Annotated in this window: 13 protein-coding genes; 7 read left to right on the forward strand and 6 right to left on the reverse strand. The window is 67.2% G+C overall.

Features of this window, described 5'->3' with window-relative positions; all coding sequences use genetic code 11:
• Positions 1-50 precede the first annotated feature (50 nt).
• A complete protein-coding gene (katG, locus tag A6745_RS04150; RefSeq protein WP_066124108.1) occupies positions 51-2,312 on the reverse strand; it encodes a catalase/peroxidase HPI in 2,262 nt (753 codons plus the stop codon).
• Between the two features lie 336 nt (positions 2,313-2,648).
• Entirely contained in the window at positions 2,649-3,638 is a 990-nt protein-coding gene (locus A6745_RS04155; protein ID WP_066124109.1) for a LacI family DNA-binding transcriptional regulator, read from the reverse strand.
• 245 nt (positions 3,639-3,883) lie between these two features.
• Here A6745_RS04155 and A6745_RS04160 point away from each other — a divergent pair, with 245 nt between their 5' ends.
• Both A6745_RS04160 and A6745_RS04165 read left to right on the forward strand, forming a co-directional pair.
• Positions 3,884-5,026 carry an L-talarate/galactarate dehydratase gene (locus A6745_RS04160; protein ID WP_066124111.1) on the forward strand — a complete coding sequence of 381 codons (1,143 nt, stop codon included), beginning with the start codon at positions 3,884-3,886 and terminating at the stop codon, positions 5,024-5,026.
• A gap of 171 nt (positions 5,027-5,197) precedes the next feature.
• Complete coding sequence (locus tag A6745_RS04165) at positions 5,198-6,172, forward strand: Bug family tripartite tricarboxylate transporter substrate binding protein (protein WP_066124113.1); 975 nt, start codon at positions 5,198-5,200, stop codon at positions 6,170-6,172.
• 376 nt (positions 6,173-6,548) lie between these two features.
• Here the strand turns inward: A6745_RS04165 and A6745_RS04170 are convergent, their stop codons facing one another.
• A complete protein-coding gene (locus tag A6745_RS04170) occupies positions 6,549-7,796 on the reverse strand; it encodes a flavin-containing monooxygenase (RefSeq protein WP_066124114.1) in 1,248 nt (415 codons plus the stop codon).
• A 323-nt stretch (positions 7,797-8,119) separates the two neighbouring features.
• Between A6745_RS04170 and A6745_RS04175 the strand changes: the two genes are divergently transcribed.
• The 5 genes from A6745_RS04175 (at position 8,120) to A6745_RS04195 (ending at position 12,411) form a co-directional block, all read left to right on the forward strand.
• The gene (locus A6745_RS04175) at positions 8,120-9,241 is read left to right on the forward strand and encodes an ABC transporter ATP-binding protein (RefSeq protein ID WP_066124116.1); all 1,122 of its coding nucleotides are present in this window, start codon (positions 8,120-8,122) and stop codon (positions 9,239-9,241) included.
• 101 nt (positions 9,242-9,342) lie between these two features.
• A complete protein-coding gene (locus A6745_RS04180) occupies positions 9,343-10,341 on the forward strand; it encodes an NAD(P)H-quinone oxidoreductase (RefSeq protein ID WP_066124118.1) in 999 nt (332 codons plus the stop codon).
• Positions 10,342-10,361: 20 nt separating this feature from the next.
• Positions 10,362-10,976, forward strand: coding sequence for a glutathione S-transferase (locus A6745_RS04185; protein ID WP_066125731.1), 615 nt, complete (start codon positions 10,362-10,364; stop codon positions 10,974-10,976).
• 11 nt (positions 10,977-10,987) lie between these two features.
• Complete coding sequence (locus A6745_RS04190; RefSeq protein WP_066124121.1) at positions 10,988-11,449, forward strand: type II 3-dehydroquinate dehydratase; 462 nt, start codon at positions 10,988-10,990, stop codon at positions 11,447-11,449.
• 2 nt (positions 11,450-11,451) lie between these two features.
• Complete coding sequence (locus tag A6745_RS04195) at positions 11,452-12,411, forward strand: 2-hydroxyacid dehydrogenase (protein WP_066124124.1); 960 nt, start codon at positions 11,452-11,454, stop codon at positions 12,409-12,411.
• A gap of 90 nt (positions 12,412-12,501) precedes the next feature.
• Here the strand turns inward: A6745_RS04195 and A6745_RS04200 are convergent, their stop codons facing one another.
• From A6745_RS04200 to A6745_RS04210, 3 genes are all read right to left on the reverse strand, one after another.
• On the reverse strand, positions 12,502-13,323 hold the full coding sequence (locus A6745_RS04200; RefSeq protein WP_066124127.1) for an ABC transporter permease: 822 nt from the start codon (positions 13,321-13,323) through the stop codon (positions 12,502-12,504).
• A gap of 1 nt (position 13,324) precedes the next feature.
• A complete protein-coding gene (locus A6745_RS04205) occupies positions 13,325-14,179 on the reverse strand; it encodes an ABC transporter permease (RefSeq protein ID WP_066124128.1) in 855 nt (284 codons plus the stop codon).
• 79 nt (positions 14,180-14,258) lie between these two features.
• Positions 14,259-15,284, reverse strand: a complete 1,026-nt coding sequence (locus A6745_RS04210; RefSeq protein WP_066124130.1) for an ABC transporter substrate-binding protein — start codon at positions 15,282-15,284, stop codon at positions 14,259-14,261.
• Positions 15,285-15,368 lie beyond the last annotated feature (84 nt).

The following is a 15,368-nucleotide window of genomic DNA, read 5'->3' on the forward strand; positions in this document are numbered from 1 at the left end:
CGCGCCAGACCGATTCGAAACGGCCCGCTTGCGCGGGCCGTTTCACCTCGTCACGCCAGATCGTAGCGGTCCAGGTTCATCACCTTGGTCCACGCGGCGACGAAGTCACGCACGAACTTCCTCTCGCCGTCGGCGCTGGCATAGACCTCGCCCAGCGCGCGCAGTTGCGCATGCGCGCCGAACACCAGGTCGATGCGCGTGCCGGTCCACTTCTTCTGGCCCGTCTTGCGGTCGAAGCCCTCGAACAGATCGCGCTCGGGCGTCACCGGCTTCCATTCCGTGGCCATGTCCAGCAGGTTGCGGAAGAAGTCGGGCGTCAGCGTTTCGGGGCGGTCGGTGAAGACACCATGTGCGTCCTTGCCCACGCGCACGTTCAGCACGCGCAGGCCGCCCAGCAACACCGTCATCTCGGGCGCGGTCAGCGTCAGCAGTTGCGCCCGGTCCACCAGCAACGCTTCGGCCGGAATGCGGTACTTGGCTTTCGTGTAGTTGCGGAAGCCGTCGGCGAGGGGTTCCAGCGCGTTCACCGAATCCACGTCGGTCTGTTCCTGCGACGCATCCATGCGGCCCGGCGTGAAGGGCACCGTGACGCGATGGCCCGCCTTTTCCGCGGCCTGCTCGATGGCGGCGCTGCCCGCCAGCACGATCAGGTCGGCCAGCGAGATCTTCTTGCCGCCCGACTGCGCGCCGTTGAACTCGGCCTGGATGCCTTCCAGCGCCTTCAGCACCTGCGCCAGCTGCTCGGGCTGGTTCACTTCCCAATCCTTCTGCGGAGCCAGGCGGATGCGCGCGCCGTTGGCGCCGCCACGCTTGTCCGACCCCCGGAAGGTGGAGGCCGAAGCCCAGGCCGTGGACACCAGTTGCGACACGGACAGTCCGGCAGCGGCGATCTTCTGCTTCAGCGCGGCGATGTCCTGCTCATCGACCAGCTTGTGGTCGACGGCGGGAATCGGATCCTGCCAGTCGAATTCCTGGGCCGGCACTTCGGGGCCCAGATAGCGGGCGCGCGGACCCATGTCGCGGTGGGTCAGCTTGAACCAGGCGCGGGCGAAGGCGTCGGCGAATTCCTGCGGATTCTCGTAGAAGCGGCGCGAGATCTTCTCGTAGGCCGGGTCCATGCGCAGCGACAGGTCGGTGGTCAGCATCGTGGGCAGCAGCTTCTTCGATGCATCGTGCGCGTGCGGAATGGTCTCCTTGGCGTCCTTGGCCACCCATTGGTGCGCGCCGGCCGGGCTCTTGGTCAGCTCCCATTCGTATTCGAACAGGTTGGCGAAGAAGCCATTGCCCCATTGGGTGGGCGTGCTGGTCCAGGTCACTTCCAGGCCGCTGGTGATCGTGTCCGCGCCGCGGCCGGTGCCGAATTTGTTGTGCCAGCCCAGGCCCTGGTTCTCCAGGTCGGCGGCTTCGGGCTCGGCGCCCACATTGTCGGCCGGGCCCGCGCCGTGCGTCTTGCCGAAGGTGTGGCCGCCGGCGATCAGCGCCACGGTCTCTTCATCGTCCATCGCCATGCGGGCGAAGGTCTCGCGGATGTCGTGCGCGGCGGCGATGGGATCGGGGTTGCCGTCCGGGCCTTCCGGGTTGACGTAGATCAGGCCCATCTGCACCGCGGCCAGCGGATTCTCGAGACGGCGATCGTCGTTGCGGCTTTCTTCCTGGCCATGCATCTGGGCATCGGCCACCAGCACGCCGTCGTCGCTGCCATCGCGGCCCGCGGCGCCCTTGCCGTAGCGCACGTCGCCGCCCAGCCAGGTCTTCTCGTTGCCCCAGTAGACGTCGTTGTCGGGTTCCCAGGTATCCACGCGGCCGCCGGCAAAACCCAGCGTCTTGAAGCCCATGGTCTCGAGCGCGACGTTGCCGGTGAGGACCAGCAGGTCGGCCCAGGAAAGCTTACAGCCGTACTTCTGCTTGACCGGCCACAGCAGGCGGCGGGCCTTGTCCAGGCTGACGTTGTCGGGCCAGCTGTTGAGCGGCGCGAAACGCTGCTGGCCGCGACCCGCGCCGCCACGGCCGTCGCCGATGCGGTACGTGCCGGCGCTGTGCCAGGCCATGCGGATGAACAGCGGACCGTAGTGGCCGAAGTCGGCCGGCCACCAGTCCTGCGAATCGGTCATCAATGCCGCCAGGTCCTGCTTCACGGCGGCCAGGTCCAGGCTCTTGAAGGCTTCGGCGTAGTCGAAGTCGCGGTCCATCGGATCGGACTTCTCGGAGTGCTGGGCCAGCAGGTCCAGGCGCAGCTGTTGCGGCCACCAATCACGGTTGGTCGTACCGCCGCCGGCGGCATGGTTGAACGGGCATTTCGGGGCATTCGACATGGGACTCTCCTGGCGCAACGGTCGCTTGATCAAGGATGAAGGCGCGTGCGGGCACGGGCTACTCGAGCCTCAGAGCGTAAAACAAAGCCGTCGCAGGGGGAATCAGCCCTTGGTATGGCGAAAGCGCGCAATCGTCTATGAAGACGGGCGTCTTCAATGGCGGCGATAAGAAAATAAAATCGGCGGTCATGGCAATGCCACGGCATCGTCATGTCGGAATCGGCCCGGCATCGGCCTGCTTCCGGCAAGCGCGCGAATACTGGCCTGGAAAGCGGAGCGGCAGCACATCCGCACGCGGCAGGGTTCATCGCCGGCAGGCCGATCATGTCGCGCATGTCACGTCCGCGTCGACTCCCGCTCGACGATCTCGAACCCCACGTCGATCGTGCGTTCGGCGATCTCCTGTCCCGCGAAGCGCGCCATCAACAGTTGCGCGGCCAGTTCGCCAATGCGCGCCCCATCGACGTGGACCGTGGTGAGCGACGGCGCCAGGTGCGCCGAGAAATCCGCGCCGCCGAAGCCGCACACGGCAACGTCTTCCGGCACGCGCCATCCCTGGACCCGCGCCTCGGTCAGCACGCCTTCGGCCAGGCCGTCCGAACTGCAGCAGATCGCCTGCAGACCGGGATGATTCCTCAGCAGTTCCGCGCAGGCGCGGCGGCCCGACGCCACGCTGCTGGGGGCGGGCACCACCGCGGTCGGCACCTCGCGCCCCATCGCCGCGCGGAAGGCGTCGGCGCGCATCACCGCGCGGCGGTCGTCGCCGATGGCCAGGCCCACGCGCGTCCAGCCCTTCCCCAGGAAATACTCGGCCACCGCGCGGCCCACCTGCCGATGCGAGAAGCCCACCACCATGTCCACGGGGTTCTCGACCGACTCCCAGGTCTCGACCACCGGAATGTCCGATTGCCGCAGCCGCTGCGCCGCGGGGGAATCGCCCAGCATGCCCGCCACCACGATGCCGTCGACACGGCGTCCCATCATCGCGTCCAGCAGCGCGGCCTCGCGGGAGCGGTCGTAGCCCGCCTGGCCCAGGATCAGCTGATAGCCCTCGCGGTCCAATGCCGCCGTCAGCGCCTGAATGGTGGGCAGGAACTGCGGCACCGACACGATGGGCATCAGCGCGGCCACGGTGCGGCTGCGGCGCGTCTTCAGGCCGCCGGCCAGCAGGTTGGGCACATAGCCCATCTGCGCGGCGACGGCCTGCACGCGGGCGGCCGTGGCCTGCGACACGCGGCCGGGATTGCCGAGGGCGCGCGAGGCAGTGATCAGCGATACGCCGGCTTCGCGCGCGACGTCGTGCAGGGTGATGGATTTGGGTTTCATGGCGGGCGCACGGCGCGGAGCACGGGTTTTCCCCAGCTTCTCCACGCGAAATGGACAACGTTATCCTTATTCTACCGAGTCAGTTGCGCAAGCGGGCGAGCGTGCCGGATCAACCGGGCGCCTCATCTGCCGCGAACCGGAATTTTCCCTTCGATCGCAGCCGGCCGGTGTTTTTATTTATCCATTATGGATAACGTTGTCCATCCATCCGGATAGGGCCGCGGAGACAACCTGGACGCACCGTCATGATCTCTGATTCCCCCGCCGATCGCATCGCCTGGATGCGGATCTCCTCCTGCTACCTGCCCCTGGCCACCCCCATCAGCGACGCCAAGGTCTTCACCGGCCGCCAGAAGCCGATGACGGAAGTCGCCATGCTGTTCGTCGAACTGCAGACCGAGAACGGCGATGAAGGCCTGGGCCTGAGCTACTCGAAGCGCGCCGGCGGCCCCGGCCAGTTCGCCCATGCCAAGGAGATCGCCCCCACGCTGATCGGCGAGGACCCCAGCGACATCGGCCGCCTGTGGACCAAGCTGTGCTGGGCCGGCGCCTCGGTCGGCCGCAGCGGCCTGTCCACCCAGGCCATCGCCGCCTTCGACGTCGCGCTGTACGACCTGAAGGCGCGCCGCGCCAACCTGCCGCTGGCCAAACTGCTGGGCGCCTACCGCGACTCGGTGGCCTGCTACAACACCTCGGGCGGCTTCCTGCACACCCCGCTGGAGCAGTTGCTGGTCAACGCCAGCGCCTCGCGCGAACGCGGCATCGGCGGCATCAAGCTGAAGGTCGGCCACCCCGATCACCAGCATGACTTGAAGCGCGTGGAAGCCGTGCGCAAGCACCTGGGCGACGACGTGCCGCTGATGGTCGACGCCAACCAGCAATGGAACCGTCCGGCCGCGCAGCGCATGTGCCGCACCTTCGAGCCATTCAACCTGGTCTGGATCGAAGAGCCCCTGGACGCCTACGACCACGAAGGCCACGCCGCCCTGGCCGCCAGCTTCGACACGCCCATCGCCACCGGCGAGATGCTGACCAGCGCGGCCGAGCACTTCGACCTGATCCGCCACCGCGGCGCCGATTTCATCCAGCCCGACGCCCCGCGCGTGGGCGGCATCACGCCGTTCCTGAAGATCCTGGGGCAGGCCGAGCAGGCCGGCTGCATGCTGGCGCCGCACTTCGCCATGGAACTGCACGTGCACCTGGCCGCGGTCTACCCGACCGAGCCGTGGGTCGAGCACTTCGACTGGCTCGAACCGCTGTTCAACGAGCGCCTGGAAATCCGCGACGGCCGCATGCGGGTGCCTTCGCGGCCCGGCCTGGGCATGTCGCTGAGCGAGCAGGCCCGCCGCTGGACCCGCGAGCAGGCCGAGATCGGCAAGCGCGCGTGACCGCCTCATTGCCGGCATGAAGCCGCTTTTCCGGTACCCGCCCCCAACGCCCCGAGCGCGGATACGCCCTCGGGGCGCTGTCGCGGCCGGGCCATGAACCCGGCGGCAGCCTTGCCGCCATCCCGCAGAACCGGCGCACAGACGCCACGACGCACAAGAATGGAGAGACAGATGAAACGCCTGCTGAGCACCCTCGCATTGGGCCTGGCCGCCGCCACGACGGCGCTGCCCGTCCTGGCCCAGAACGCCCCCTGGCCCACCAAGCCCGTCACCTTCCTGGTTCCCTTCCCGCCGGGCGGCTCCACCGACCTGATTTCCCGCACCGTCGGCGCCAAGCTGCAGGAGAAACTGGGCGGCACCTTCGTCACCGAGAACCGTCCGGGCGCCGGCGGCACCGTGGGCACGGCGCAGGCCAAGCGCGCCGCGCCGGACGGCTACACCATCCTGGTGTCGTCGCTGGGCCCCTTCGTCATCGGCCCGCACCTGGTCAAGGACCCCGGCTACGACGCGTTGAAGGACTTCGACTACATCACCGTCGCCGTGCAGGCGCCGAACGTACTGGTGGTCAACGCCAACTCGAAACTGAATTCGGTGCGGGACGTCCTGGCCGCGCTCAAGGGCAAGAACGGCCTGACCTTCGCGTCGGCCGGCAACGGCACGTCGGATCACCTGACGGCCGAACTGTTCTGGCAGGAGACCGGCACCAAGGGCACGCACGTGCCGTACAAGGGCGGCGCGCCGGCCATCATCGACCTGATCGGCGGCCAGGTCGATGCCAGCTTCAGCAACATCAACACCTGCCTGACGCACGTGCAGTCGGGCAAGCTGCGCGCCCTGGCCGTGACCAGCGCCAAGCGTTCGCCGCTGCTGCCCGACGTGCCCACGATGGAAGAGCTGGGCTTCAAGGGCGTGACCGTGACCTCGTGGCAGGCCTTCGCCGCGCCCAAGGGCATTCCCGCGGACATCCGCGACAAGCTGCGCCACGGCATCGTCGACAGCCTGAACGACCCGTCGGTGAAGCCGAAGCTGCTGGAACTGGGCTTCGAGATCGTGGGCAACACGCCTGCTGAATTCACCAGGTTCCAGGCGCAAGAGTTCGCGCGCTGGAAAAAGGTGATCGAAGTGGGGCAGATCACGGCGAATTGATGCCGAGGCGGCGCCGCGGCCGTTGCCAGCCGCGGCGGCCTGCCCCACGCATCCGTGCCGGTGCTGCTCGGCGCGGATGCCCGCCTGCTCGATCAGGCGTGTCCGCTTGGCCACGTCCGCGCGGATATGCCGATCGAAAGCGGCCGCGCGCTGGCGGCCGAAGGGCTGGGCATCGCCATCGTCGAAAGCCTGGGCGCCCACCACGCCAGCAGGCAAGGCTTGGTGACCCGGCAACCTGCCAGGCTGGATGATCCGGTACTGGCATCAGGCCACGTTACGTTCAAGGCAGGCGATCAACGAGGGCCGCCATTTCGCTGGATGCGAACAGGCCCCCAACCAACGTGCCGGCTTCGGGGCCGGCACGCCACCGCGCCTCCTACGCCTTGTCGTATGCCAGATAATCCATATGGATCCCGATATGGTCGGCGATGTACTTCGCGTCGTGCCACACGCCCCAGATGAAAGACGAGGACCGGTTCGTCAGGTTCGGCAGGCCCAGGAAATAGATGCCTTTCTCGGCCGAGATGCCGCGCTTGTGCACCGGGTAGCCGTTGGCGTCGAACGTGTCGATGTCCATCCAGCTGAAGTCCACCTTGAAACCGGTCGCCCATACCACCGACGTGATGCCCGCCTCGGCCAGGTTCAGGCTGAGGATCGGGTTCTTCAGGCATTCGGGATCGTCCAGCAGCTTCCAGGCTTCGGGTTCCGGCGGCAGGTCCAGGCCGTTCTGCTCGATGTAGGCGTCGGCCTCGCGCAGCACCTCGAAATAGTCCTCGTCGCCCTGCGCCACGTTCCTGGCCAGGCCATCCTCGAAGGTGACGGTGCCGTTCTCATAGCCCTGGGTGATGCCGACCAGGGTGATGCCGGCATGCGCCAGGCGGCGGAAGTCGATGGTCTTGCCGCCCTCGTAGCCGCTGACGGCGAAGGCGACGTGCTCGCGCTTGGGTTTCTTTTTCACCTCGTCCCACATGCCCAGCGCGCCCAGCCACCAGCAGTAGTCGCGCTGGCGGTACGAGCGCGGCGGACGGTAGTGCTCGCCCACCGACAGATAGACGCGCTTGCCCGCGCGGCGCAGTTCCTCGGCGATCTGCGAACCGGACGCGCCCGCGCCCACCACCAGCACCGCGCCCTCGGCCAGTTGGCCGGGGTTCTTGTACGCCGAGGAATGCAGTTGCTGCACGCTGCCCTCCGGCAGCAGCTTGGGATAGCTCGGCACCTGGAACGGACCGGTCGCCGCCACCACGTGCTGCGCCTCGATCACGCCCGCCGACGTCGTCACCGTGAAGCCGGGCCGCTTCTCGTTGCGCCTGACGCCCGTGACCTCGACGCCGGTGCGCACCGGCGCCTCGATCATCGCGGCGTAGTCCTCGAAGTACTGGGCCATGCGTTCCTTGGGCGGAAACACCTCGGGACCCACGTCGTCGAATTTCAGGCCGGGAAAGCGGTCATGCCAGGCAGGGCCATTGGCCACCAGCGAGTCCCACCGCTCCGAGCGCCAACGTTCGGCGATGCGCTTGCGCTCCAGCACGATATGGGGAATGCCCATCCGGCCCAGGTGCTCGCTCATCGCGACGCCAGCCTGGCCTGCGCCGATCACCAGCGTATTGGTTTTTTCAACTGACATGTAAGAGTCCTAAGAAGAATCGAGACGTGATCTGTGTGGCGTCCGGCGCGAGGGCGCCGGTGGCGTTCCAGGAAGTCGTCCGAGGGCGCGGACGTGCGCGCCGCTCAGGGATGCGGCGCAGTGTGAGCCGGATTCTTCAAGTTGATAACTTCGATTTTTGGACGCACGGCTTAGGAAAAAGCAAATGACTCGCCGATGCGTATGGCCGGGCGCGCCCTTTCGTTTTTTCCGATGGACCGCATCAATATCCACAAAGCGCCAGCGCGGGACGCTTGCCGTACGCTGCCAAGCATCCCCAGTTCCCAGCTCCGTTGCCAGCCGCCATGCAGAACAGCCACTCGTCCCCGGATTCCACCAGCGCGGTCAGCCTGGAAGGCGTCGTCAAGAAGTACCGCGAGCAGACGGTGCTGCACGAGCTGTCCCTGAAGATCCGCCCTGGCGAATTCCTGACCTTGCTGGGGCCGTCCGGCTGCGGCAAGACCACGCTGCTGAACCTGATCGCGGGCTTCGCCGAGGCGGACAACGGCGAGATCTTCATCGACGGCCAACTGGTCACGGCGCTGCCGCCCTACCAGCGCGAGATCGGCATCGTGTTCCAGAACTACGCGCTGTTCCCGCACATGACGGTGGAACGCAACATCGGCTATGGCCTGCGCATGCGCAAGGTACCGGCGGCCGAAATCGCGCAACGCGTGCAAGACGTGATGGCGCTGGTGAAACTCGACGGCCTGGGCCAGCGCAAGCCCCGCGAACTGTCGGGCGGCCAGCAGCAGCGCGTGGCGCTGGCGCGCGCGCTGGTCATCCGCCCCAAGGTGCTGCTGCTGGACGAGCCGTTCTCCGCGCTGGACAAGGGCCTGCGCGGCGCCATGCAGGTCGAGATCCGCGAAATCCAGCGCCGGCTGGGCGTGACCACTGTGTTCGTCACGCATGACCAGGGCGAAGCCTTGAGCATGTCCGATCGCATCGCGGTGATGTCCGCGGGCGTCATCAAGCAGATCGCCACGCCCGACGAGCTCTACCGCAATCCGCGGGATCCCTTCGTGGCCTCGTTCCTGGGCGACGTCAACATCCTGCCCGCGCACTATCACGGCGCGGATCCGGACGGCATCCAGCTGCGGCTGGGCGCGGGCCTGATCCACGTGCCGCGCGAGCGGCTGGTCGGCGGCTCGCACGAGGGCCGGCGCCTGGACATCTACGTGCGTCCGGAGCAGATCCGGCTGGAGACGCTGCACGGCGGTTCGGTGCTGAGCGGCACGGTGGTCAGCCACGTGTTCCAGGGCGACCACATCGATTCGTACATCGACGTCGACATTCCCGTGGCGGGCAACCAGCGCGTGATGGTGCGCAGCGCGGGCCTGGGCGCCATGCGGCAATGGCCGGTCGGCGCCGTCGCCGGCCTGGCGCTGCCCGACCAGGGCATCAGCGTCTTCAACGCCACGTCCTGATCCCGGCATGCATCCGGCGCGCCAGGCCGTACCGGAGCCCCTGCCCAGGGCCGCGCCCGTGCGCGGCCGTTTCCATTGACCCCCGGCCTTTCCCGACGTCCATGTCTACCCTCCCCTCGACCATGCAAGCCATCATCGCCCGCGAACCGGGCGATGCCAGTGTCCTGACCCTGGCCACGCGGCCCGTGCCCGCGCCGGGCCCCGGCGAAGTGCTGCTGCGGGTGCTGGCCGCCGGCGTCAACCGCCCCGACATCATGCAGCGGCAGGGCCTGGCCAGGCCCGCGGAAGGCGTGACGGACATACTGGGCCTGGAGGCGTGCGGCGAAGTCGTGGCCTGCGGGCCCGGCGTACCCGAATCCCTGCTGGGCCAGCGGCTGATGAGCCTGCTGCCCGGCGGCGGCTACGCCCCCTGGTGCGTGGCGCGCCTCGACCATTCGCTGGCCGTGCCGGCCGAGCTGGACGACGCCGCCGCGGGCGCCTTGCCCGAAGGCCTGTTCACCGTCTGGCACAACCTGTTCGAACTGGGCGGCCTGCGCATGGGCGAGACCGTGCTGATCCACGGCGCGTCCGGCGGCATCGGCACGCTGGCCGTGCGCATGGCGCACGCGGCCGGTGCGCGCGTCATCGCCACGGCCGGGCGCACCGGCCGCCTGGCCGAACTGCGCCGGATGGGCGCCTTCCAGGCGATCTGCTATCGCGACACCGATTTCGTGGCGACATGCCAGGACTACACCGGCCGGCAGGGCGTGGACGTGGTGCTGGACATGGTCGGCGGCGACTACGTGCGCCGCAACCTGCAGGCGCTGGGGTTCGGCGGGCGCCACGTCAGCCTGTCCTTCCTGCAAGGCTCGGCGGTGAACATCGACCTGCTGACCCTGATGCAGAAGCAACTGAGCCTGCATTCCTCCACCATGCGCCCGCAAAAGGCCGAGGAAAAGGCCCGCATGGCCCTCGCGATCGCCAGGCACGTGCTGCCGCTGGTGGCCGACGGCCGCGTCTCGCCGCGCCTGCACGAATGTCTGCCGCTGGCCGAGGCGGCTCGCGCGCACCAGCTGCTGGAAAGCGGCGACGTCTTCGGCAAAGTCGTCCTGCTGCCCTGAACGAGGAGAGAACCGTCATGATGAAACTGCTCTACGCCCCCACGTCTCCGTATGTGCGCAAGGTCATGGCGTGCGCGCACCTGTGCGGCGTGGCCGACCATATCGAATGGCTGGACAGCGCCGCCAACCCGGTGAACCGCGACATGCGCATCGCCGCCCACAATCCGCTGGCCAAGGTGCCCACCCTGATCCTGCAGAACGGCCGGCCGCTCTACGACAGCCGCGTGATCTGCGAGTATCTGGCCGACCTGTCGGGCAACGACCATCTGTTTCCCATCGATGGCGACGCGCGCTGGCAGGCCTTGACGCTGCAAGCGCTGGGCGACGGCATGCTGGACGCCGCCATGCTGGCCCGCTACGAACTGACCGCGCGTCCCGCCCAGTGGCAGTGGCCAGCCTGGCGCGAGGCCCAACTGGTGAAAGTGGCGGCCGGCCTGGATGCCATTGAATCGATGGCCTCGACCCTGGGGGTCGACCATCCCAGCATGGGGGACGTCACGCTGGCCTGCGCGCTGGGCTATCTGGATTTCCGTTTTCCCGAACTCGACTGGCGCGCCAGCCATCCACAGGCCGCGCGATGGAACGCGTCCATCCAGGCCCTGCCCGCCCTGCAGTCCACCATTCCCCACGTCTGAGGTTCCCGACCATGACCGCTTCCTCTGATCGACCCACGCTCTGGTTCCTCAACGGCCCCAACGCCAACCTGTACGGCCTGGACGCCAACCAGGTCTACGGCACGCAGAGCTTTCCCGCGTTGAAGCAGCGCTGCGAAGAGAAGGCCGCCAGCCTGGACCTGAAGCTGAACTTCGTGCAGTCCAACCACGAGGGCCAGTTGATCGACTGGATCCAGGAGGCGCGCGGCCAGTCGCCGGGCATCATCATCAACGCCGCCGGGCTGACCTACTCGTCCGTGCCCATCCTGGATGCGCTGCTGTCCTTCCCCGGCAGGATCATCGAAGTGCACATGAGCAACATCTGGAAGCGCGAGAGCTTCCGGCACCACTCCTACATCTCGAAGGCGGCCCACGGCGTCATCGCCGGCCTGGGCGGCGAGGGTTATGAACTGGCCATCGAAGCCATGTCGCGGCTGATCCGCGGGGCGGATTGACAATGCGCACACAGGATTCGGACATCCCCTCGGGCTCGCTGGTCTTCTACAGCGAGTTCGACGACTACGCCACGTGGAAGCAGGCCCTGCAGGCCCGATTGCCGCAGTTGGACATTCTGCATTCCAGCGAGCTCACCGACCCGTCCCGCGTTCACTATGCCCTGGCCTGGAAGCCGCCCGAAGGCTTCTTCGGCGGCATGCCGGACCTGCGCCTGATCATCAACCTGGGCGCGGGGGTCGACTCGCTGGTCGGACGCCAGGATCTGCCGGCCGGCGTGCCCGTCACGCGCCTGACCGATCCCGACATGGCCCGCATGATGGCGGGCTACGTGCTGTTCGCCACCCTGCGCCACGCGCGCGACATTCCGTATTTCGAGCAGGCACAGCGGCGCGGACAGTGGGCATACCGCCATCCGCGCTCGCCCCAGGACATCCGCGTGGCCGTGCTGGGCCTGGGCGAACTGGGCGCCTGCGCGGCCAGCGAGCTGCAACGCCAGGGGCTGACGGTGCTGGGCTGGTCGCGCAGTGCGCGCGACATCGAAGGCGTGCGGTGCTACTCGGGCATGGACACGCTGGATACCGTGCTGAGCCAGGCCGACATCCTGGTGGTCATGCTGCCGCTCACGCCGCAGACGCGCGGCCTGCTGGACCGCGAACGCCTGCAACGGCTGCCGCGCGGCGCCTCGCTGGTCAACGTGGCGCGCGGCGCGCTGGTCGATCAGGCGGCCATGACGGCACTGCTGCGGGAAGGCCATCTGGGCGCGGCCACGCTGGACGTCTTCGAACGCGAACCGCTGCCCGCGGACGATCCGCTGTGGACGATGGAGAACGTGCTGATCACGCCGCACCTGGCGTCGGTGGCCATTCCATCGTCGGCCGCGGGTCAGATCGCCGACAACATCCTGCGCGTCTCGCGTGGCGAGGCGCCGGCCAACGAAGTGGACCCGGCACGCGGATACTGAAACGCCGGACGGGCGGCCAGCGGCTGCGTCGTGACGGAAAAACCGGGACCCGCCGCATGGCCGGTCCCGATCTTCTTGCACCGGGCAGGCCTAGTGGTTCTCTTCGATGTTGAGCACCTTGCCCAGCCCCAGGAAGTAATTGGCCACCGTCAACAGGGTGGCCGTCACCGCGATGTACACCACCGACAGGGCCGCCAGCGTGGGATCCGCGAACTCGCGCACGTAGTTGTACATCGCCACGGGCAAGGTCTGCGTCGCCTGCGTCGTGATGAACAGCGACGCGGTGAACTCGCTGAAGGACATGATGGCGGCGAACAGCCAGCCGCCGAACAGCCCCGGCGCCAGCAGCGGTACGGTCACCGTGAACAGCACGCGCAGCGGCGAGGCTCCCAGGCTGGCCGCGGCCTGCTCCAGCCGCTCGTCCAGGTTCTCCATCGACACGTAGACGCTGCGCATGACGAAGGGCAGCACCAGCATGACGTGGCACACGATCACGATGGCATAGCCGCGCGCCAGGTCCAACTGCGCCACCAGGATCAGCAAGCCCAGCCCCAGCGTGAAATGCGGAATCACCAGCGGCGACAGCAGGATCGCCTGCAGGGTTTCCTTGCCGGGAAACGCCATGCGCTTGACGGCGATGGCCAGCGCCGTGCCGATGAACAGCGCCAGCAGCGACGACCACAGCGTGACGACCAGGCTGGACTTGAAGCCCTGCTGGAAATCCGAATAGGTGAACACCCGTTCGAACCAGCGCAGCGACCAGCTGTCCGGCGGGAACGTCAGCAGCGCCTTCTCGTTGAACGAGGCCAGCGTCACCACCACCACCGGCAGCAGCAGGAATGCGATGATGGCGATGACCAGCGCGGGGCCGCCCACGCGCAGCGGCAATGGCAGGGAATGTCGGATCTTCATGCTAGTGGCCTCCCAAGGCCTTCAGTCGGCGCGTCGCGCGGCCCAGCAGCGCCAGCGACACCACGGTCAACGCCAGGCCCGCCATGCTCAGGCTGGCCGCCAGCGGGAAATTCATGGACGAGAAGCCCAGTTGATAGACCAGCGTGGACACCGTGGGCACGCGGCCGCCGCCGATCATCTGCGGCGTGGCGAAGGCGCTGAAGGTCCAGGCGAACGAGGTGGTGATGCTGGCGATGATGCCCGGCATCGACAGGGGCAGCGTCACCGTCAGGAACACCCGCACCGGCCCCGCGCCCAGGCTTTGCGCGGCCTTCTCGTAATCGCGGTCGATGTGCGAGATGGCGGTGGCCAGCATCAGCACCACCACGGGTATGGTCACGTGCACCAGCGCCACCAGCACGCCCAGGTGCGTGAACATCAGGTTCAGCGGCCACTCGATCACGCCCAGCCCGCGCAGCACCGTGTTGATGAAACCGTTGCTGCCCAGCACGATGATCCACGAGTAGGTGCGCACGATCTCGCCCAGGAACAGCGGCGTGATCGACACGATCAGGATGAACGACTTCAGGAAGCGGTTGCGCACCCGCACCAGCGCGTATGCCAGCGGATACGCCAGCAGCAGCGAGAAGATCGTCGTCTCGATGCTCAGCAGCAGCGTGTTGGCGAACGCGTTCACGTAGATGGGCTTGTCCAGCCCCGTGAAGTTCGCCAGCGTGAAGCCGCCCACCTCCAGCGACCCGGGAATGAAGGCCCGGACGCTGTACTGCAGCACCGTGACCATCGCCACGCAGATGCACAGCGCAATGAAACTTGCTGGCGAGACCAGCCATCCTCTCAGCCTGGAGCGCGCGTCCATGATGTTCCGTCGTTTGAAGCTAAAGGGAACGCCGGCCTCCCGCGGGCGGGAAGCCGGCGCCTCGGCGATTCGCCGGCAATCAGTTCATGATGTTTTCGGTGAACCACTTGCGCCATTCGGCGGTCTTCTCGGCGCGCAGCTTGTCGTCGATGACGATGGCCTGCTTGTCCCATTGTTCCTTGGTGGTGAACACGCCGGGCAGGGCGGCGTCCTCGGCGGACACCTTGGCGTTGTCGACCACCGGGCTGGCCTTCTTGTAGGCCACGATCTTCGACTGCACCTCGGAGGACAGCGCGATGTTCATGAACTTGTACGCGAGGTCGGCCTTTGTCGTGCCCTTCATGATGCCCATGGTGTCCACCCCCAGCACCGCGCCTTCCTTGGGCATGACGACCTTGATGGGCACGCCCTGGCCGATCATGTAATAGGCGTTCATCGACAGCAGGATCTGCACGGGCGTCTCGCCGGTGGCGATCAGTTGCTGGCTGTTGGCGTCATTGGTGTAGAAGGCCTTGAAATTGGGCTTGAGCGCCTTGAGCTTTTCCTCGCCCTTCTGCCACGTGGCCGCATCGCCACCCGACAGCAGGGCCGCCACGTTGATGATGTGGCTGGGATCGAAGTCGGGTGCCGACAGCTTGCCCTTCAGCGCCGGATTCCACAGATCGTTCCAGCTGTCGAACTTGATGCTCTTCGGCACCAGGTCCGGCCGGTAGCCGATGGTGTAGACATAGGCCCAGCTGCCGATGTGGTAGGGGCTGATCTTGGCGCGGTCGACCAGGTGCGAGTAATTCGGCAGCTTGGCGGTGTCGAGCTTCTCGAACAGGTTGCCGTTGGCGTACAGCCAGCCGATGTGCGAGGTGGTGAAGGTGATGTCGCTTTCGGGCGTGGTGGCCAGCTTGGCCTTGTTCAGGCGGTCGATGGTGCCGCCGGTGATGTACTTGACGGGCACGCCCGTCTGCCTGGTGAATTCCTTGCCGATGTTTTCATCGATCAGGTCGCGGAAGCTGCCGCCCCAGGTACTGATGACCAGCGCATCCTCCGCATGCGCGAAGCTGGCCAGCATCGCAGTGGAAAGAATACCGACCGACACGAGCTTTCGAATCATTGCAAACCCCTTGTGATGTGTTGACGCGCCGGGATCTTCCGACTTGAGCGATGATGATCCGAGAGAGCCCTGGCCGGGCCAAGT

The sequence above is a fragment of the Bordetella ansorpii genome (assembly GCF_900078705.1).
GTDB lineage: Bacteria > Pseudomonadota > Gammaproteobacteria > Burkholderiales > Burkholderiaceae_B > Bordetella > Bordetella ansorpii_A.